The organism is Roseovarius sp. B-10, from assembly GCF_056859295.1.
Genome location: NZ_JBSXOE010000035.1, coordinates 120,260 through 140,109, shown reverse-complemented (window position 1 = coordinate 140,109; position 19,850 = coordinate 120,260). Strand labels below are relative to the sequence as shown.

The 19,850-nt window shown below is 65.5% G+C and carries 14 protein-coding genes and 1 pseudogene; 10 read left to right on the top strand and 5 right to left on the bottom strand.

Going from position 1 to position 19,850, the window contains the following annotated elements; all coding sequences use genetic code 11:
• Positions 1-79 precede the first annotated feature (79 nt).
• From rplQ to AC13D8_RS12745, 7 genes are all read left to right on the top strand, one after another.
• Complete coding sequence (rplQ, locus tag AC13D8_RS12775; RefSeq protein ID WP_482969153.1) at positions 80-499, top strand: 50S ribosomal protein L17; 420 nt, start codon at positions 80-82, stop codon at positions 497-499.
• A 166-nt stretch (positions 500-665) separates the two neighbouring features.
• On the top strand, positions 666-2,042 hold the full coding sequence (locus AC13D8_RS12770) for a trypsin-like peptidase domain-containing protein (RefSeq protein ID WP_482969152.1): 1,377 nt from the start codon (positions 666-668) through the stop codon (positions 2,040-2,042).
• 2 nt (positions 2,043-2,044) lie between these two features.
• A complete protein-coding gene (locus AC13D8_RS12765; RefSeq protein WP_482969151.1) occupies positions 2,045-3,355 on the top strand; it encodes a replication-associated recombination protein A in 1,311 nt (436 codons plus the stop codon).
• Between the two features lie 216 nt (positions 3,356-3,571).
• Positions 3,572-5,182: an ABC transporter substrate-binding protein gene (locus AC13D8_RS12760; RefSeq protein WP_129434293.1), complete on the top strand. Its 1,611-nt coding sequence runs from the start codon at positions 3,572-3,574 to the stop codon at positions 5,180-5,182.
• A gap of 162 nt (positions 5,183-5,344) precedes the next feature.
• Positions 5,345-6,301, top strand: coding sequence for an ABC transporter permease (locus AC13D8_RS12755; protein WP_129434295.1), 957 nt, complete (start codon positions 5,345-5,347; stop codon positions 6,299-6,301).
• Positions 6,302-6,313: 12 nt separating this feature from the next.
• A complete protein-coding gene (locus tag AC13D8_RS12750; protein WP_482969150.1) occupies positions 6,314-7,552 on the top strand; it encodes an ABC transporter permease in 1,239 nt (412 codons plus the stop codon).
• Positions 7,553-7,556: 4 nt separating this feature from the next.
• Positions 7,557-9,251, top strand: coding sequence for an ABC transporter ATP-binding protein (locus AC13D8_RS12745; protein ID WP_482969149.1), 1,695 nt, complete (start codon positions 7,557-7,559; stop codon positions 9,249-9,251).
• 419 nt (positions 9,252-9,670) lie between these two features.
• Here AC13D8_RS12745 and carB read toward each other — a convergent pair whose 3' ends face one another.
• Together carB and AC13D8_RS12735 are read right to left on the bottom strand one after the other, a co-directional pair.
• Positions 9,671-12,997, bottom strand: a complete 3,327-nt coding sequence (gene carB, locus AC13D8_RS12740) for a carbamoyl-phosphate synthase large subunit (protein WP_482969148.1) — start codon at positions 12,995-12,997, stop codon at positions 9,671-9,673.
• A gap of 110 nt (positions 12,998-13,107) precedes the next feature.
• Positions 13,108-13,623, bottom strand: coding sequence for a hypothetical protein (locus tag AC13D8_RS12735; RefSeq protein WP_482969147.1), 516 nt, complete (start codon positions 13,621-13,623; stop codon positions 13,108-13,110).
• Positions 13,624-13,790: 167 nt separating this feature from the next.
• Here AC13D8_RS12735 and AC13D8_RS12730 point away from each other — a divergent pair, with 167 nt between their 5' ends.
• Entirely contained in the window at positions 13,791-14,915 is a 1,125-nt protein-coding gene (locus AC13D8_RS12730; RefSeq protein ID WP_482969146.1) for an aminodeoxychorismate synthase component I, read from the top strand.
• A 4-nt stretch (positions 14,916-14,919) separates the two neighbouring features.
• Here AC13D8_RS12730 and AC13D8_RS12725 read toward each other — a convergent pair whose 3' ends face one another.
• Positions 14,920-16,152 (bottom strand): class I SAM-dependent methyltransferase, encoded by a 1,233-nt coding sequence (locus AC13D8_RS12725; RefSeq protein WP_482969145.1) that lies wholly within the window; start codon positions 16,150-16,152, stop codon positions 14,920-14,922.
• 234 nt (positions 16,153-16,386) lie between these two features.
• Here AC13D8_RS12725 and aspS point away from each other — a divergent pair, with 234 nt between their 5' ends.
• Both aspS and AC13D8_RS12715 read left to right on the top strand, forming a co-directional pair.
• Positions 16,387-18,168, top strand: coding sequence for an aspartate--tRNA ligase (aspS, locus tag AC13D8_RS12720; protein ID WP_482969144.1), 1,782 nt, complete (start codon positions 16,387-16,389; stop codon positions 18,166-18,168).
• Between the two features lie 10 nt (positions 18,169-18,178).
• Complete coding sequence (locus AC13D8_RS12715; protein ID WP_482969143.1) at positions 18,179-18,901, top strand: GNAT family N-acetyltransferase; 723 nt, start codon at positions 18,179-18,181, stop codon at positions 18,899-18,901.
• A gap of 105 nt (positions 18,902-19,006) precedes the next feature.
• On the opposite strand, the pseudogene AC13D8_RS12710 reads toward AC13D8_RS12715, so the two are convergent.
• Together AC13D8_RS12710 and AC13D8_RS12705 are read right to left on the bottom strand one after the other, a co-directional pair.
• Positions 19,007-19,320 (bottom strand): annotated as a pseudogene (locus AC13D8_RS12710) (MT-A70 family methyltransferase).
• A gap of 158 nt (positions 19,321-19,478) precedes the next feature.
• Positions 19,479-19,799, bottom strand: coding sequence for a hypothetical protein (locus AC13D8_RS12705; RefSeq protein WP_482969142.1), 321 nt, complete (start codon positions 19,797-19,799; stop codon positions 19,479-19,481).
• Between the last annotated feature and the right edge of the window lie 51 nt (positions 19,800-19,850).

The window sequence follows — 19,850 nt, the reverse complement described above, 5'->3', positions numbered from 1 at the left end:
AACCGGGCAATCCTGCCCCAAGGAGAGCGGCTGACACGCATCAGACCGCCGGACAAAGCAAAACACGAAGGAGAACGACATGCGTCACGCAAGAGGATACCGCCGCCTAAACCGCACCCACGAGCACCGCAAGGCGCTGTGGGCGAACATGGCCGGCTCGCTCATCGAACATGAGCAGATCAAGACCACCCTGCCCAAGGCCAAGGAACTGCGCCGGATCGTGGAAAAGCTTGTCACGCTGGGTAAGCGCGGCGATCTGCACGCCCGCCGCCAGGCCGCGGCGCAGCTCAAGCAGGAGGCCCACGTCGCCAAGCTGTTCGACGTGATCGGACCCCGCTACAAGGACCGGCAGGGCGGCTATGTGCGCGTGCTCAAGGCCGGGTTCCGCTATGGCGACATGGCGCCGATGGCGATCATCGAATTCGTCGAGCGCGACGTCGATGCCAAGGGCGCCACCGACCGCGCCCGCGTCGCCGCCGAGGAAGCCGAAGAAGAATAAGCCAGGCCAACCAGTTGGCAAGGCCCTGACCCCCGCCCTCACCGGCGGGGGTTTTGCGTCTGTGGGTTTGGCTATTCGGACCAGGAAAGAGCGCGAGGCTTGCATTGCCAGCCCCCGCCCCGCATATCTCGGGGCGTCCGGTTAATCACGAGAAAGGCCGCTCTTCGTGTTCCGAAGCCTCTGTCTTGTCTTGACCCTGCTCGCCGCGCCTGCCGTCGCCGATATGCGCGTGCCGGGCAGCGCGACCGAGATCGCCACGGGCTTTGTCCCGGTGGTGAAACAGGCCGCCCCGGCTGTGGTCAACATCTATGCCAGCCGCGTCGTCGAACGCCGCCGCAGCCCGTTCATGGGCGATCCGTTCTTCGAGCGGTTCTTCCGCGAATTCGGCCCCGCCCGCCCGCGCGTGCAGAATTCGCTCGGCTCCGGCGTGATTCTGTCCGAAGACGGGATCGTGGTGTCGAACTACCACGTCGTGGGCGAGGCGACGGATATCCGCGTGGTCCTCAACGACCGGCGCGAATACGCGGCCCGCGTGCTTCTGGGCGACGAGGAGGCGGACGTCGCGATCCTCCAGATCGAGGATGCGCCAAAGCTGCCCGCCCTGCGCCTGCGCGACAGCGACAGTGTCGCGGTGGGCGAGCTTGTGCTGGCCATCGGCAACCCGTTCGGCGTGGGCCAGACGGTCAGTAGCGGCATCGTGTCGGGACTGGCGCGGTCGGGCACGGCGATGGGCTCGTCGCGGGGCTATTTCATTCAGACCGACGCGCCAATCAATCCCGGCAATTCTGGTGGCGCGCTGGTGGACGTGAATGGCCAACTCATCGGCATCAACACCGCGATCCTGTCGCGGTCGGGCGGGTCGAACGGCATCGGATTTGCCATCCCCGCTGATCTCGTGGCGCAGTTCGTGGCACAGGCACGGGCGGGTAACGAGAGCTTCGAGAGGCCCTGGGCCGGGCTTTCGGGGCAGATCGTGACCCCTGACATGGCCGAGGGGCTTGGCCTCGACCGGCCGCGCGGGCTGGTGATCTCGCAGGTGCATCCGCAGAGCGTATTCGCCGGGTGGCTTGCCCCCGGAGATGTGGTCGTCGCCGTCGATGGAGAACCCGTCAACAGCCCCGCCGAGATGGTCTATCGCCTGTCGCTCGCGGGCATCGGGGCCGAGGCCAACGTCACCCGCGTGCGAGAGGGCGCAACCTCGGAGATCGCGGTGACGCTCACCGCCGTGCCCGAGACCCCGCCGCGCGACCGGCGCGTGACAGGGCGCGCGGCGGCACTGCCCGGCGTGGCGCTCGTGACCATCAACCCAGCCGTCATCGAGGAATTCCGCCTGCCGCTCGGGGCGACAGGCGTGCTGATCGAGGAGCCCGGCCCCTATGGCGCGCGCGCCGGGCTGCGGGCGGGTGACATCCTGCGCGAGATAGGCGGGCAACCGATCCCCGACAGCGCCACCGCCGCCGCCGCGTTGCGTGCCGTGGACCGGGTTCTGGTGCTGGGCATCGTGCGCGACGGGCGCCGCCTGTCGCTGCGGCTGCGGCTCTGAGCGTGGCGGACCTGTTCGATACCGCGCCCGGGGAAGAGCCCCCCGCCACCGCGCCGCGCCCGCTGGCCGACCGGCTGCGCCCGCGCGCGCTGTCAGAGGTGATCGGGCAGGCGGCGATCCTCGGCCCCGATGGCGCGCTTGGCGCGATGCTGGCGGCGGGCAGCCTCGGCTCGCTCGTGCTGTGGGGGCCGCCGGGCGTGGGCAAGACCACCATCGCGCGGCTGCTGGCGGACGAGACCGATCTGCATTTCGTGCAGATCAGCGCCATTTTCAGCGGCGTGCCCGAGCTGCGCCGCGTGTTCGACGAGGCGCGCCGCCGCCGTTCGCAGGGGCAGGGCACGCTGCTTTTCGTGGACGAGATCCACCGCTTCAACCGCGCGCAGCAGGATGCGTTCCTGCCGCATATGGAGGACGGCACGATCCTTCTGGTGGGGGCAACCACGGAAAATCCGTCCTTCGAGCTCAACGCCGCACTTCTAAGCCGCGCGCAGGTGCTGGTGCTCGAGCGGCTCGACCTCGCCGATCTCGAGCTTCTGGCGCAGCGCGCCGAGCAGGAAATGGGCCGCGCCTTGCCGCTCGATGGTCCGGCGCGCGAAAACCTGCTGGAGATGGCCGATGGCGATGGTCGCGCGCTTCTCAACCTGATCGAGCAGGTGGCGGCGTGGCGCGTCGAGGGCAAGCTCGATACCACGGCGCTGACCGGACGGCTGATGAAGCGCGCGGCGCAATACGACAAATCGGGCGACGCACATTACAACCTCATATCGGCACTGCACAAATCGGTGCGCGGCTCGGACCCGGATGCCGCGCTCTACTGGCTTGCGCGGATGCTCGCGGGGGGCGAGGACCCGCGTTACCTGGCGCGACGCATCACGCGGATGGCGATCGAGGATATCGGCCTCGCCGACAGCCACGCGCAGACCGTCTGCCTCCACGCCTGGGAGATATACGAGCGCCTCGGCAGCCCCGAGGGGGAACTGGCACTGGCGCAGGCCGTGATCTACCTCGCGCTCGCGCCGAAATCGAACGCGGGCTATGCCGCCTACAAGGCGGCCCTGCGGGATGCGAAGAAGACCGGCAGCGAGCCGCCCCCCAAGCATATCCTGAATGCGCCCACCTCCCTGATGAAGGAGCAGGGTTACGGCGCGGGCTACGAATACGACCACGATGCCGAGGACGGGTTCTCGGGACAGGATTATTTTCCCGAGGGCATGAAACGCCCGGTTTACTACATGCCGCCCGAGCGCGGTTTCGAGCGCGAGCTGAAAAAGCGGCTCGATTACTTCGCGCGACTGCGCACTCGGCGGGGCTGAGCGGCGCGCGATGCTGCGACGCGGCGATCCGGGTCACCTTATCTTATTGATTTGCAAAAGCTTGTTATCAACGCTGGAAACCGGGGTTATTTCGTGTTTTGATACCGACATGTCGTTTTTGAGCATCCTGACAGGGCCTCTGACAAGGAAGCTGAACCCCAAGGCCGCGCCAGCGAGTCTTGCAACGACAGATCAACCAAAAAACAGGGAAGTCTCATGACGAGGAAAACCGATCAAATCCTTATGGATCGCTTGGCGATGGCTGCCCGCGAGGGCAAGATCTCGCGCCGGTCCTTTATGCATTATGCGGGTGTTGCGGGTGTTACCGCTACCGCGGCCACTGGTCTCTGGACCAAATCCGCCGCCGCCCAACCGCAGCGCGGCGGCACGTTCCGCTGGGGTGTGCATGACGGCAACAGCTCGGACACGCACGATCCGGGCACCTATGTGACGCGGCAGATGATCTTCCTGGCGCACACGCACCGCAGCTATCTGACCATGATCACCCCCGAGAACGGGCTCGGCCCCGATCTGGCGACGGAGTGGTCGGCCACCCCCGACGCGGCAGAGTGGACCTTCACGCTCAACGAGAATGCCACCTTCCACAGCGGCAAGAAGTGCACCGCGCAGGATGTGGTGGACAGCCTCAACCATCACCGCGGCGACGAATCGACCTCGGCGGCCAAGGCGCTGCTGACCGACGTGACCGACGTCAAGGCCGATGGCGATTACACGGTGGTCATCACGCTGTCGCGCGGCAATGCCGACCTGCCCTGGCTGATGACGGACTATCACTTTGCCATCTGCCCCTCGGACGGTAACGGCGGCATCGACTGGGCGTCCGGCGACGGCACCGGCCCCTACAAGATCGATTCGGGCGAATTCGGCATCCAGTGGGAACTGAGCCGCCACGACGGCTGGCACGGCGAGGGCGCGTATTTTGACAACGTGGCCATGATCATCCTCAACGACCCGAACGCGCGCCAGACGGCGCTGGTGACGGGCGATGTGGACGCGGTGTCGCTGATCGAGCTCAAGACCATGGCGCTGCTCGAGCGCAACCCCAACATCAAGGTGGACAACATCCCCTCGGGCGGCGCGATCACCATGCCGATGCACTGCAACACCGCGCCCTTCGATGACGTGAACGTGCGCAACGCGCTCAAGCTCTCCATCGACCGCGACGAGATCATCGAGAAGATCTCCTTCGGCGCGGCAACCAAGGCCAACGACTTCCACCTGTCGCCGGTGCAACCCTACTGGCCCGACGACATCCCGCAGCGCGAGTATGACCCGGACCAGGCGAAATCGCTGCTCAAGAAGGCGGGACAGGAGGGACTTTCGGTCAACATGTCGGTGGCCGAGAGCGTTTATACCGGTGCGGTGGACATGTGCGTGCTCTATGCCGAGCAGGCCAAGGCCTCGGGCATCAATATCAACGTGGTGCGCGAGCCCAATGACGGCTACTACTCCGATGTCTGGCTGAAAAAGCCGTTCTCGGCTGTCTCCTGGGGTGCGCGTCCGACGCCCGACGTGATGTTCACGCTGGCCTACAAATCCGACGCTGCGTGGAACGAGACCTACTGGCAGAACGAGCGGTTCAATGAACTGCTGCTTCAGGCCAAGGGCGAACTCGACGACAATCTCCGTGCCGAAATGTATCGCGAGATGTGCCTGCTGATGCGCAACGATGGCGGCACGCTGCTGCCGTTCTTCAACAACTGGGTCTACGCCCGGGGCAAGGGCGTCGAGCGCAGTGAGAACGTCGCGGCCAGCTGGTCCTGTGACGGGGCGCGCGCCGCAAGCCGCTGGTGGTTCTCCACCTGACCGGCCCTTTACGACATGGTGGCGGCCCCCGTTCGGGGGCCGCTCGCTTCGCTTTCGGCGGCAGAAAACGAGAAAAAATGTTTCGCCGCCCACGAAAAAGCCGCTAGCCTGACCGGATAACAAGCCGGCAAAGGCGCGGACGTACAACAGCAGGAGGGAAAGATGGGGGACATCCTTGGGCTTGTCGCCAAGCGGCTGGGTCTGGGACTGATCATACTACTGGTCATTTCCGTGATAATCTTCTTCATGGTCGAGCTATTGCCCGGCGATATTGCAACGGCAGTGCTGGGGCAGGGGGCAACCCCCGAGAACCTTGCCGCGCTGCGCAAGGAAATGGGTCTCGATCAACCGGCCATCGTACGTTACTTCGACTGGCTGTCGGGCGCGGTGATGTTCGACTTCGGCAATTCCATCGTGACCGGCGCGAGCGTGACCGAGACCATCGGCGAGCGGTTTGCCAACACGCTGTTCCTCGCCACATACGCCGCCGCCATCGCGGTGCCGGTGTCGATCGTGCTCGGTGTCATCGTGGCGCTGCTGCGCAACTCGATCTTCGACCGGGTGGCCAACGTGGCGACGCTCACCTCGATTTCGAGCCCCGAGTTCTTTCTGGGCTACATCCTGATTCTCTATCTCGCGGTCAACACGGGCATGTTCCCCGCCATCGCGAGCTTGCGCGAGGGCATGGATTTCGGCGAGTTGCTGCACCGAACCTTCCTGCCGGCGCTCACGCTGGTGCTGGTAGTGACGGCGCACATGATGCGCATGACACGCGCCTCGATCATCAACCTGCTGTCGTCTCCCTATATCGAGATGGCCCGCCTCAAGGGCACGCCGCCCTGGAAGGTGATCGTCAAACACGCCCTGCCGAATGCCTGGGCGCCGATCATCAACGTGGTGGCCCTGAACCTCGCCTACCTCATCACCGGCGTGGTCCTGGTCGAGGTGGTGTTCGTCTATCCCGGCATCGGACAGGCGCTGGTGGACGCGGTCTCCAAGCGTGACTTCCCGGTGGTTCAGGCCTGCTGCCTGATCTTCGCCGCGACCTTCATCCTGCTCAACCTGGCAGCCGATGTGGGCGCGATCCTCACCAATCCGCGTCTGCGGCATCCGAAATAAGGGGGCAGGGACATGAGTGTTTTCGTCATAATCTACTACACCCTGCTGCTCGGCGCATCCTGCCTGGCGGCGTATTACAACAAGCGGTCGGCCTTCCTTCTGCTGTTCTCGCTCACGCTCGTCTCGTTCGTGCTCGGCATCATCGGTGGTGTTCCGGCGCTCAAGTTCGTGGCGGTCTCGGCGGGTCTGCTGGCGATGGCCGCGATGGTGGCCTACGGGTTCCGCGAGTTTCTAGTCGCGATCTCCTCGGTCAACATGGCCAAGGAGTTGCGCACCGCACCGCTGACCGCGGGCTTCGGGATGTTCGTGATCTTCACCTACGCGGTGGCGGGCATCTTCGCCCCCATCATCGCGCCCTTCGGCGAGGCCGAGGTGATCACGTCGGCCTTTGCGCCTGCGGATGAGAACATGCTGCTCGGCGCCGACCAGTTGGGTCGCGACATGTTCAGCCGCATCATCTTCGGCGCGCGTAACACCGTGGCGCTGGCGCTTGCGGGCACGGTCCTCGCGTTCTTCCTCGGCGCGCTCGCGGGGCTTCTGGCGGCGACGACGGGGGGCTATTTTGATCAGTTCCTCGGGCGGATGTCGGACGTCATCATGTCGATCCCGTCGCTCATCTTCGCGCTGCTGATGCTGTCAATCTTCGGCGGTGACCTGGCCAACAACACGACGAGCTTCTGGCTTCTCGTGGGCTTTGCGGCGGTTGTCGGGGTGCTGATGGTCGCGGCGATCTCGGAGAGCAGCATCATCGGCTGGCTCATCGGTCTCGCCGTCATGGCGGGCTTTGCCACGGTGTTCGCGGGCTTCATGCTGACCATCTTTAACCCCTCCGAGGTAATCCTCGTTCTGGTCGTCGCGGTGATCTACAGCCCGCGCGTCTTCCGCCTTACCCGGGCGGTCGCGGGCAACGTGGTCGTCATGGACTATATCGAGGCGGCCAAGCTGCGCGGCGAACGCAAGTGGTATCTCATCCGGCGGGAAATCCTGCCCAATTCCACGGCGCCTCTGGTGGCGGAATTCGGGCTGGAATTCTGCTTCGTGTTCCTGCTCATCGCCGGTCTCTCGTTCCTCGGCCTCGGCATTCAGCCGCCGACCGCGGACTGGGGCTCGATGGTGCGCGAGAACGCGACACTGATCTCGTTTGGCGAGCTGACCCCGCTCATTCCGGCTGCGGCGATCGCGCTTCTGACCGTCGCCGTAAATTTCGTGGTGGACTGGATGCTCTACCGCTCCTCTGGCCTGAAGGTGTGAACCGATGACCAAGAAGAAAGACGTTCTGCTGAAAATCCGCGATCTCAAGATCGAGGGCTATTCCGATGAGACATGGGTGCCCATCATCAAAGGGGTAGATCTCACTCTTCACCGCGGCGAAGTGATGGGTCTCATTGGCGAGTCGGGGGCCGGCAAGTCGACCATCGGCGCGGCCTGCATGGGCTATGCCCGTGACGGCACGCGCATCGTCGATAGCACCATCGAGTTCGACGGGATGGAGCTGACCACCGCGAGCGAGTCCGACAAGCGCGCGCTCCGGGGCTCGCGCATCGCCTACGTCGCGCAATCCGCGGCGGCCTCGTTCAACCCGTCGCACAAGCTCATCGACCAGCATACCGAGGCCCCCCTGCAATACCGTCTGAAAAAGCGGATGGAGGCGCAGGAAGACGCGATGGAGCTTTACGAAAAGCTCCGGCTGCCCAACCCGCAGGAGATCGGCTTTCGCTACCCGCACCAGGTCTCTGGCGGGCAGTTGCAGCGCGCGATGACCGCGATGGCCATGTCCTGCCGCCCCGATCTCATCATCTTCGACGAGCCGACCACGGCGCTCGACGTGACCACACAGATCGAGGTGCTTTCAGCCATTCGCGACATCGTGGACGAGTTCAACACTGCGGCGATCTATATCACCCACGATCTCGCGGTGGTGGCGCAGATGGCCGACACGATCAAGGTGCTGCTCAAGGGCGAAGAGGTCGAAGAGGCGCCCACCCGCGAGATGCTCGAAAACCCGCAGGAGGACTATACCAAGTCGCTCTGGGCGGTGCGCGGCTTCAAGAGCCCGCAGCGCAGGCGGCCCACCGACGGCACGCCGCCGCTCATCTCGGTCAGGAACGTGGATGCCTCCTATACCAGTGGCGACAAGGTGCTCGACGATGTGAGTTTCGATATCTACGAGGGTATGACCGTCGCGGTCGTGGGCGAATCGGGCTCGGGCAAGTCCACCACCGCGCGGGTCATCACCGGGCTCTTGCCACCCTCCAAGGGCGAGGTGCTGTTCAAGGGCGAGCCGTTCCCGCCGGACTATCGCAACCGCACCAAGGACCAGTTGCGTCAGTGCCAGATGATCTACCAGATGGCCGACACCGCGCTCAATCCCAAGGTCCGCATCTCAGAGATCATCGGGCGTCCGGCGGCGTTCTATTCCGGCCTCAAGGGGGCGGCGCTCAAGAACCGGGTCGATGAACTCCTCGACCTGATCGAGCTTGAACCGGCGCAGTACTACAACCGCTACCCGCCGGAATTGTCGGGCGGTCAGAAACAGCGCATCGGCATTGCCCGCGCGCTCGCGGCCGAGCCAACCTTCATCGTCTGCGACGAGGTGACATCGGCGCTCGATCAGCTCGTGGCCGAGGGCATCCTACGGCTTCTGGACCGGCTCCAGAACGAGCTGAACCTCGCCTACATGTTCATCACCCACGATCTCGCCACCGTGCGCTCGATCGCCGACGAGGTGGTGGTGATGCAGCACGGCAGGGTGGTCGAGCAGGGGCCCAAGGACGAGATGTTCACGCCCCCGCACCATCCCTATACCGACCTGCTGCTCAGCTCGGTGCCCGAGATGGACCCCGACTGGCTCACCACGCTGCTCGAAGAGCGCGGGGTGGACAACGTGGGCGATGCGGCATCCGCCAAGATCGACCCGAACGACCCCAAGGTCACGGGCGCGTCGGCCTGACATGGATAAAGGCCGCGAACGGGCGATCCCGTTCGCGGCGCAATCCTGCGAGGTACTATCGTCTGATGCGGTTCAGAGAACCGCCATGGCCGAGAGCACAAAGGTGCCCACGATCGCGCCATAGACGATCAGAACGGCCTGCCAGGAGGCAGAGTGCATACGCAGTTCGCGGTTCAGCTCGTCGCGGGTCATGTCTTGCCTCCTTGGCGTTAGAGTGGATCGTGCAAGCGGTGCGTCGCTTACACCGGCCAAATAGGGATAAATCCTGGCGGCGCAATGACGATTGCGACGAAAATCCATGCATTCGCGGAATGTCCCCCCGGCGTTTTCGGCATACCGGGCAAAATCGAAGGGATATGGCGCGAAAGCGACTTGGAAGACGGGCAGGTCGTATCGCGAAAAGGTCAGCGCCCGCCCTCTCAGCGCCCGCCCGTGCCCTGCAATGCCATCACCTCCAGCACTCCCTCCTGCCGCGCGCGAATCGCCTGCGCCGCCGCGTGCGATCCGGCGAGCGTGGTGAAATACGGGATCTTGTCATAGAGAGCGACCGAGCGGATTTCCCGGCTGTCCTCGACCGCCTGCGCCCCCTCGGTAGTGTTCATCACCAGCGCGATTTCGCCGTCCTTGAGCAGGTCCACGATGTTGGGCCGGCCCTCGTAGACCTTGTTGACCACCTCGCAATCGAGCCCTGACCCGGTCAGGAACTCTGCCGTGCCGCGCGTGGCCACGAGCGTAAATCCCAAGTCGGTCATGACCTGCGCCGTTTCAACAAGCTGCGGGGTCTTGTCGCTGTCCTTGATCGACACGAACACCCGCCCGCTCTCGGGCAGGTGCACGCCCGCCCCCATCTGTGCCTTGAGAAAGGCGCGCGGGAACGACACGTCCCAACCCATCACCTCGCCGGTCGAGCGCATTTCCGGCCCGAGGATGGTATCGACCCCCGGAAAGCGCGCGAAGGGAAGCACCGCTTCCTTGACCGAGAACCACGGCATGTCCGGGTCCGCCAGTGTCATCTGGTCGGCCATCGGCAGGCTGCCGGGCGTCGCGCCATCGGGGTAGGGGCCGCGCACCGGGAAGGCGTCCATCGGCTCGCCCGCCATCAGCCGCGCGGCGATGGCCGCGATGGCGCTGTCGGTGGCCTTGGCGACAAAGGGCACGGTGCGGCTTGCGCGCGGGTTCACCTCGATCAGGTAGATATCCTTGCCCTTGACCGCGAATTGCACGTTCATCAGCCCCACCACGTGCAGCGCGCGCGCCAGCGCCTCGGTCTGGCGCTTGATCTCGGCGATGATCTCGGGTTCCAGCGAGTAAGGCGGCAGCGAGCAGGCTGAGTCGCCCGAATGCACGCCCGCCTCCTCGATATGCTGCATGATGCCCGCGACATGCACGGATTTGCCATCGCAGAGCGCATCCACGTCGCATTCGATCGCCCCCGACAGATAACCGTCGAGCAGCACCGGGCTGTCGCCCGAGACGACCACCGCCTCGGCGATGTAGCGTTCCAGGTGGGCCATGTCGCGGACGATCTCCATCGCGCGCCCACCCAGCACATAGGAGGGCCGGATCACGAGCGGAAAGCCGATGCTCTCGGCGATCTCCAGCGCCTGCGCGTCGGTGCTTGCGATGCCGTTCTGCGGCTGCTTGAGGCCCAGCCGGATCACCAGGTCCTGGAACCGCTCGCGATCCTCTGCCAGATCGATCGCGTCGGGCGTGGTGCCGAGGATCGGGATGCCCTCGGCCTCCAGCCCGCGCGCGAGCTTCAGCGGCGTCTGCCCGCCGAACTGCACGATCACCCCGTGCAGCGTGCCGTTCTCCTGCTCGACGCGCAGGATTTCCATCACGTGCTCAAACGTCAGCGGCTCGAAATACAGCCGGTCAGAGGTGTCGTAATCGGTGCTGACCGTCTCGGGGTTGCAGTTGATCATGATCGTCTCATAGCCCGCGTCCGAGAGCGCGAAACACGCATGACAGCAGCAATAGTCGAACTCGATCCCCTGGCCGATCCGGTTCGGACCGCCGCCGAGGATGACGACCTTTTTCGCATCCGAGGGGCGCGCCTCGCATTCCACCTCGCCCATCATCGGGGCCTCGTAGGTGGAATACATGTAGGGCGTCTGCGCCTCGAACTCGGCGGCGCAGGTATCGATCCGCTTGAACACCGCGTGAACGCCCAGATTGACGCGCGCGCGGCGCACCTGAGCCTCGTCGCGGCCCGTCAGCGCGGCCAGCCGCGCATCGGTAAAGCCCATCATCTTCAGGCGGCGCAGGCCGTCCTCGGTCATCGGCAGACCGTCGCGGCGCACGCGCTCCTCGGCTTCCACGATTTCGCGGATGCGGGCGAGGAACCAGGGATCAAAGGCGGTAGCGGCGTGGATCTCGTCATCCGTCAGGCCGTGCCGCATCGCCTGCGCGATGGTGCGCATCCGGTCGGGCGTGGCCACCGACAGCGCGCGGGTGATCGCCGCCTTGTCGGGCGCGCCGTCCGGTCCGAGGTCGGCCAGACCCGGTATCTCGACCTCGTCAAAGCCCGACAGCCCCGTCTCCATCGAGGCGAGCGCCTTTTGCAGGCTCTCGTGGATCGTCCGGCCAATCGCCATCGCCTCGCCCACCGATTTCATCGCGGTGGTGAGGTGGGGCTGGCTGCCAGGGAATTTCTCAAAGGCAAAGCGCGGGATTTTCGTCACGACATAGTCGATGGACGGCTCGAAACTGGCAGGCGTCACCTTGGTGATGTCATTGTCCAACTCATCGAGCGTATAGCCCACCGCCAGCTTTGCCGCGATCTTGGCAATCGGAAAACCGGTGGCCTTGGAGGCCAGCGCCGAGGAGCGGCTCACGCGCGGGTTCATCTCGATCACCACCATGCGCCCGTCCTCGGGGTTGACCGCCCATTGCACGTTCGAACCGCCGGTCTCCACCCCGATCTCGCGCAGCACGGCGATGCTGCCGTTGCGCATGATCTGGTATTCCTTGTCCGTCAGCGTCAGCGCCGGCGCCACGGTGATCGAATCGCCCGTGTGCACGCCCATCGGATCGACGTTTTCGATGGAACAGACGATGATCGCGTTGTCCGCCTTGTCGCGGACCACCTCCATCTCGTATTCCTTCCAGCCCAGCAGGCTCTCGTCGATCAGGATCTGGCTGACCGGCGAGGCATCGAGGCCCGACTTGCAGTAATGGATGTAATCGTCGCGGTTATAGGCCACGCCGCCGCCGGTGCCGCCCAGCGTGTAGGCGGGGCGGATGATCGCGGGCAGGCCCACGAAATCTATTGCCGCCATGCACTCGTCCATGTTGTTGGCGATGGTGGCTTTCGGGTTTTCGATCCCCAGCCGGTCCATCGCCTCGCGAAAGAGCTTGCGATCCTCCGCCATCTCGATGGCGGCGCGGTTGGCGCCGATCAGTTCCACGCCGAATTTCTCCAGCACGCCCATATCGGCCACGGCGAGCGCGGTGTTTAGCCCGGTCTGCCCGCCCATCGTCGGCAAGAGCGCGTCGGGCCGCTCCTTCTCGATGATGCGGGCGACCACCTCTGGCGTGATCGGTTCGATATAGGTGGCATCGGCGAGGCCGGGATCGGTCATGATCGTCGCTGGGTTGGAATTCACGAGGATGACGCGATAACCCTCCTCGCGCAGCGCCTTGCAGGCCTGCGCCCCGGAATAGTCGAATTCGCAGGCCTGTCCGATGATGATGGGCCCCGCGCCGATAATCATGATGGACGAGATATCGGTTCTTTTCGGCATGTCGGTCCCCGGGCAGCTTTGGTGGCTGCGCGCGGTCTCTGCCCGCGCGCAAATTGGTGGGGTTATATCCATCACCCGCCCGTGTGCAAGGGGCATCACCGGCACGCGGGTCAGGACGCGGGGGCGTGGCCCGGCGCATCGTCGAGGATCACCCGGTCAAGCGCACCCATGCCCCGCCCGTCGCGCTGCGGATAGAGGATCAGCCGGTCGATCACCCGCCCTTTCAGCGCCCCGGCGGCAAAGGTGACAAACCTTGCCCCACGCGCGGCAAACCGCTCGTGCGCCACGAGCTGCGGCCCGAGATACCCCTCGGCCACCACCTCCGGCACGCCGCTCTCGGCCTGCCAGTCGAGCGAGACGAAGGTGAAAGGCCCATCGCGCAGGATAGCGATGGCCCCGCGTCCGCCCATCGCGCCCTCGATCTCGTTCGGCCCGTCACTGCCGTCGCCGGACTTGCCGGGGCCGGAAATCATCGCGTCACGGGTAAAGATGCGGTATCCGTCCTCGGCGATCTCGGGCGGCGCCACGCCTTCCGGCACCCCCTCGAAGCCGATCGACACCGGCCCAGCCGACGCCATCGCAGCCCACAGGCACAGCGCCCCGGCCCCCGCGACTCGCTTCGTCATGGCAAACGCCTCGCCTGAATGTTTCCTTACCACGACGCTCGCCCGCCGTACCCCCGCCTGTCAAGCGCGCGGGGGCCTTGCGCAAAACCACCGCGAGGCGGCGCTTTTGTGGGTGTCATTCGCCGCCTCACGCCCTAATTTCGGTCCATCAGCGCAAGGGGTGCATGGTGCAGATTCGTTTCGATCACGGGCTAGCGGACGGGCCCTGCGTCTTTGCGCAGGCCGACCGGCTGATCGTGGCGTACGCGCCGGACGAGGTGCCCGCCGCGCTCGCCGCGCTCGACGAGGCGCGCGCCGACGGGTACTGGCTCGCGGGATTTGCCAGCTACGAACTTGGCTACGCGCTCGAGCCGCGGCTCGCGCCGCTCATGCCCGCCCACCGCCGCCTGCCGCTCCTGCAATTCGGGGCCTATACCGCGCCGCAGGCGGCCGGGCCGCTCGATTCCGGCCCGGCGCGGCTTGGCGCGGTCCGCCCCGATTGGGATGCGCGCCGCTACGCCCGCGCCTTCGACACGGTCCACGGGCTCATCGGCGCGGGTGATATTTACCAGGCCAATCTTACCTTCCCGCTAAATTTGGAGGCTTCGGGCACGCCGCAGGCGCTTTATGCCGCGCTCCGCGCGGTGCAGCCGGTGCGTTTCGGCGCGCTGATCGAGGCCGAGGGCCTGCCCGCGATCCTGTCGCGCTCGCCGGAACTGTTCTTCCGCACCGATGCCGAGAGCACCATCGAGACGCGCCCGATGAAGGGCACCCAGCCGCGTAGCGATGATCCCGCCGAGGACGCGCGCCGCCGCTACTTCCTGCAATCGGACGAAAAGAACCGTGCCGAGAACCTGATGATCGTGGACTTGCTGCGCAACGATATCTCCCGCGTGAGCGTGCCGGGATCGGTGCGCGTGCCCGCGCTCTTCTCGGTAGAGACCTTCGAGACCGTGCACCAGATGACCTCGCTCGTCGCCGCCGACCTCGCCCCCGGCACCACGCTCTCGGACATCCTGCGCGCGCTGTTCCCTTGCGGCTCGATCACCGGCGCCCCCAAGATCCGCGCAATGGAAATCCTCGCCGATCTGGAACCGGCCCCGCGCGACATCTACTGCGGCACCATCGGGTGGGCCGCCCCTGACGGCCGCAGTGAGTTCAACGTCGCCATCCGCACTCTGATGGTGGAGGGGGGGCACGCCCGGCTCGGCGTGGGCGGCGGCGTCGTCTACGACAGCACGGCCGACGGCGAATACGAAGAGGCGCTGTGGAAGGCGCGCTTTGCCCGCGCCCTCGCCCCGGTGCCGGTCTGATACCTCAGGCCGCCGCGCCGCGCCCCTCGCTGTCGGCCTCTTCGCGATAGAGATAGTCGCGCGTCAGCGGCACCGCGTCTTGCTTCGGCGTCATCTGGAACTGGAACACCACCTGGTTGTTGAGCCGAAAGGTCAGCTCGCTGGCGATGAGATAGTAGCGCCACATGCGGCAGAACCGCTCGTCATAGAGCGCGCGGACGCGGTCGATATTGGCCTCGAACCGCTTGCGCCATTCCTTCAGTGTCTCGGCATAATGCAGGCGCCACACCTCCACGTCGGTGGTCACGAGGCCCTGCCGCTCCACCGCCGCCATCGCCTCGGACATGGCCGGGCAATAGCCGCCGGGAAAGATGTATTTCAGTATCCACGGGCTCGTTGTCCCCGGCGGCCCCGCGCGCCCGATCGTGTGGATGAGCGCGATCCCCTCCGGTTTCAATAGCCGGGTCACGGAGCTGAAAAAGGCGTCGTATTGCGGCACGCCCACGTGCTCGAACATGCCGATCGACACGATTCGGTCGAACTCTCCCTGCACGTCGCGGTAATCCATCAACTCGAACCGCACCTTGTCCGACAGCCCGGCCTTGGCGGCGCGGGCATTGGCCATTTCGTGCTGTTCCCGCGACAGCGTGACCCCCACGACCTCTGCCCCGAAATTGCGCGCCAGCGTGATTCCCATGCTACCCCAGCCACAGCCGATATCCAGCACCCTCATCCCCGGCTCGATCAAGAGCTTGCGCGCGATATGCTGTTTCTTGGCTGCCTGCGCCTCTTCCAGCGTCATGTCCGGGCGGGCAAAATAGGCGCAGGAGTAATTGCGGTCCTCGTCGAGAAAGAGATCGTAGAGTTCGCCCGACAGGTCGTAATGATGCGCCACGTTGGCGCGCGACCGCGCCACCGGGTTGGACTGATCAAACCGCCGCTTGAGCCGGCGCAACGCCTCCAGCGGGCGGCGGAACCACGGCTGCCCCTGCGCCGCGATGTTCTGGATCGCGAGGCTCAGGAAGCCATAGACGTCGTCATCCTCGATGGTGATCGTGCCGTCCATATAGCCCTCGCCCACACCCATGTCGGGTGACAGCACGATCCGCCGCGGTAAGGCCGGATGATGCAGCACCACCGCGCATTCCCGCCCGTTTCCCGGCCCGTAGCTGCGTGTCGTGCCGTCAGGGAACGTCACACGCAGCCGTCCTTGGCGGAACAGATGAGTCAATAGATGATCGAGGGTCTTGCTCCACATCGCACACCTCCAGTCCCGTGCCATCCCCGGCACCGCGCATCGGCGTCTCGATCCGGCCTGCCGTGCCCGGCCCTGCCGGATGCCAGCCCCAAGCGTCGGTATTCTATTGGTTTCAGGCGGTCTGTAAAGCATTCGGCCCACCCCCGGCCTTGACTTTGCCGCCCCGCCCATGTGTATCGGCGCGGACCCGACACAGAACGCCATCAGCGGCCCGCGCGGCCCCGGAGACCCCAAATGCATAGCTATCGCAGCCATACCTGCGCCGATCTGAGAAAATCCCATGTCGGAGAGACCGTCCGCCTTGCCGGTTGGGTCCACCGCATCCGCGATCACGGCGGCGTGCTGTTCATCGACCTGCGCGATCACTATGGCGTGACGCAGGTGTTGTGCGACCCCGACAGCCCGGTCTTCGACGCGGTCGAAGGCTTGCGCGCGGAATACTGCATCCGCATCGACGGCAATGTGAAGGCCCGCGACGCGAGCCTCGTGAACGCGAAAATCCCCACCGGCGAGATCGAGGTCTATATCCGCGACCTCGAGGTTCTCGGCAGTGCGGACGAATTGCCCCTGCAGGTCTTCGGCGATCAGGAATACCCCGAGGAGACGCGCCTGCGCTATCGCTATCTCGACCTGCGCCGCGAGGCGATGCAGCACAACATGGTGCTGCGCTCGGACGTGGTGTCCTCGATCCGGCGGCGCATGTGGGATCGCGGCTTCCGCGAGTTCCAGACGCCGATCATAACGGCGAGCAGCCCCGAGGGCGCGCGCGACTTCCTCGTGCCCTCGCGCCTGCACCCCGGTCGCTTCTACGCGCTGCCGCAGGCGCCGCAGCAGTTCAAGCAGCTCATCATGGTCTCGGGTTTCGACAAGTATTTCCAGATCGCGCCCTGCTTTCGCGACGAGGACCCCCGCGCCGACCGCTCGCCCACCGATTTCTACCAGCTCGACATGGAAATGTCCTTTGTCGAGCAGCAGGACGTGTTCGACACCGTCGCGCCGGTGATCGCCGGCGTGTTCGAGGAATTCGGCGAGGGTGCGCGCGTGGATGCGCCCGAGACATGGCCGCAAATTCCCTTCGCCGAGGCGATGCTCAAATACGGCTCCGACAAGCCCGACCTGCGCAACCCGATTGAAATGCAGGACGTGTCCGAGCATTTCCGCGGCTCGGGCTTCGCCATCTTCGCGAAACTCCTCGAACAGGACGGCACCCAGATCCGTGCCATCCCCGCCCCCACCGGCGGCAGCCGCAAGTTCTGCGACCGCATGAACGCCTTTGCCCAGAAAGAGGGGCTGCCGGGGATGGGGTATATCTTCTGGCGCGATCAGGGCGATGGTCTCGAAGCCGCAGGCCCCCTTGCCAAGAACATCGGCCCCGAGCGGACCGAGGCGATCCGCCAGCAGCTTGGCCTTGGCGTCGGCGACGCCGCATTCTTCATGGGCGGCAAGCCGCAGGCGTTCGAGCGGGTCGCCGCCCGCGCCCGCGACGTGATCGGCGAGGAATTGGGCCTGACCGAGCAGGACCGCTTCGCCTTTGCCTGGATCGTCGATTTCCCGATGTACGAGGCGGATGAAGAGACCGGAAAGGTCGATTTCTCGCACAACCCCTTCTCGATGCCCCAGGGCGGGCGCGAGGCCCTCGACGGCGACCCGCTTCAGGTGCTTGGCTATCAATACGATCTCGCCTGCAACGGCTACGAGATCGTCTCCGGCGCCATCCGCAACCACCGCCCCGAGACCATGTTCAAGGCGTTCGCACTTGCAGGCTACTCTGAATCGGAGGTCCGCAACCGCTTCGGCGGGATGGTCAACGCGTTCCAGTTCGGCGCGCCCCCCCACGGTGGCTGTGCTGCCGGGATCGACCGCATGGTGATGCTGCTCGCGGGCACCTCCAACATCCGCGAGGTCATCATGTTCCCGATGACCCAGCGCGCCGAGGATCTGATGATGAACGCCCCCAGTGAGCCGACCCCGGATCAGCTCATGGAACTCGGGCTCAGGGTCATCCCGCAGGAGTGAGGCGTCAGCCATGTCGGACAGCCGCCCCCTCGGTCCTCAACTGTTGGATTGGCGGCCGCCGCCCGCACCCGATGGCACGCCGCTGACCGGGCGCTACGCGCGGCTCGACCGGCTCGATGCGGACCGGCACGCGGTCGATCTGCACCGCGCGATGAGCGCCGATCCCACGCTCTGGGATTACATGCCCTACGGCCCGTTCTCCTCGGCCTCGCAATACCACCGGTGGGCGCGCGAGGCGGCGGCGGCGGACGATCCGCTGTTCTACGCGATCACCGATCTGGATGCCGGGCAGGTGGGCGGTGTCGCCAGCTATCTGCGGATCAAGCCGGAGGCGGGCAGCATCGAGGTCGGCCATATCAACCTCGCCCCGACGTTGCAGCGCACCCGCGCCGCGACCGAGGCGCTCTACCTGATGATGGATTGGGCCTTCGGCGCAGGCTATCGCCGGTTCGAATGGAAATGCGATGCCCTCAACATGGCCTCGCGCCGCGCGGCGCAACGCCTGGGGCTAAGCTATGAGGGCACCTTCCGGCAGGCCACCGTGGTCAAGGGCCGCAACCGCGACACCTCGTGGTTCGCAGCGATCGACGCGGAATGGCCCGCGCTGAAAGAGGCGTTCGGCTTCTGGCTCGACCCGGCGAATTTCGACGACGCGGGACAGCAGAGAGAGCGTCTCGGCACGCTCACACGCCTCGTGCGCGCGGCCTCGGACCCGGCTCAGGGTGGCGACTGACAACCTCCCCAAGCGCGCCGGTCAGGTTGCCGCGCGTGTCGTCAGCCGCGTCTCGATCCGCTCATGGTTCGATTGATCGTGATCTGCTCCCCTTTGAGTCCGCGTTTATAAGTTGGCTCTGTTCAGGGTTTCGTCCTCTTCTGACCGTTGGTGATACTCCCGCGGGGTGAGTCCGTCGACGTTCGAATGCGGGCGATGTTGGATTTGTAGTCGAACCCCCACGCGCGCAGCACCTCCAGCCCCTCGGGCAGAAGGGCGTTGGGCACCCACAGGTAGCAATGTGCCGCGTCGGTCAGATACTCGGCCACCGGCAGCGCGCAAATCTCGCCCAGCGTCATGGTGGGATAGCGCGACAGGCGCTTGTGCTCCGGCGCGACCTTTCCGGTGCGGTTGGTGAATCGCCACGGCGGGTCGGCCATGACGCAGCCGAAGCGGTCTTGCCCCAGGAAACGGCGTAGGTCTTGTGTGGCGGGATGCTCCATAGCCGACATCTTGATGGACTCCCCCCGTACTGTCATGGTGAACAAGACTAGAACATAGCCCTTAACAGACCGTCAAGACAAGCCCGGCATCGGCCTCAGTCGTGAAACGGCGTCACCTGTGCCACGATCACGGCGTTCTCGTCGCGGGCGCGGGCCATGAGCGCGCGCTCCTCTGCGCCGATCTCGTGGCCTTCGGCCTCGCGCTCCTCGCATGTGCCGTGGCCGGTCACGTCCAGCGGGGCCATCCCCGCCTGTTTGAGGATCGCCACCGTCTCGCGCACCGCTTCGGTCTCGTCCACGCCCGAGGCATAGACCATCAGCGCCGCGCCGGTGGCCTCCTCGGGCAACCCGTCGCCCGCCTTGCGCCCGACCTCGACGACGAGGGTATAGACCTGTTGTGTCGTGTCCCTGCTCATCCGCGCGACATGCGCCGACGCCCGCCGCATGTCAAGCCGTGCCCGGTCCCT

What these genes read in the sequence shown, in the direction of transcription:
- rplQ (WP_482969153.1), top strand. Translation starts at nt 80, where the DNA reads ATGCGTCACGCAAGAGGATACCGCCGCCTAAACCGCACCCACGAGCAC.
- AC13D8_RS12760 (WP_129434293.1), top strand. Translation starts at nt 3,572, where the DNA reads ATGACGAGGAAAACCGATCAAATCCTTATGGATCGCTTGGCGATGGCT.
- AC13D8_RS12755 (WP_129434295.1), top strand. Translation starts at nt 5,345, where the DNA reads ATGGGGGACATCCTTGGGCTTGTCGCCAAGCGGCTGGGTCTGGGACTG.
- AC13D8_RS12750 (WP_482969150.1), top strand. Translation starts at nt 6,314, where the DNA reads ATGAGTGTTTTCGTCATAATCTACTACACCCTGCTGCTCGGCGCATCC.
- AC13D8_RS12745 (WP_482969149.1), top strand. Translation starts at nt 7,557, where the DNA reads ATGACCAAGAAGAAAGACGTTCTGCTGAAAATCCGCGATCTCAAGATC.
- carB (WP_482969148.1), bottom strand. Translation starts at nt 12,997, where the DNA reads ATGCCGAAAAGAACCGATATCTCGTCCATCATGATTATCGGCGCGGGG.
- AC13D8_RS12735 (WP_482969147.1), bottom strand. Translation starts at nt 13,623, where the DNA reads ATGACGAAGCGAGTCGCGGGGGCCGGGGCGCTGTGCCTGTGGGCTGCG.
- AC13D8_RS12725 (WP_482969145.1), bottom strand. Translation starts at nt 16,152, where the DNA reads ATGTGGAGCAAGACCCTCGATCATCTATTGACTCATCTGTTCCGCCAA.
- aspS (WP_482969144.1), top strand. Translation starts at nt 16,387, where the DNA reads ATGCATAGCTATCGCAGCCATACCTGCGCCGATCTGAGAAAATCCCAT.
- AC13D8_RS12715 (WP_482969143.1), top strand. Translation starts at nt 18,179, where the DNA reads ATGTCGGACAGCCGCCCCCTCGGTCCTCAACTGTTGGATTGGCGGCCG.
- AC13D8_RS12705 (WP_482969142.1), bottom strand. Translation starts at nt 19,799, where the DNA reads ATGAGCAGGGACACGACACAACAGGTCTATACCCTCGTCGTCGAGGTC.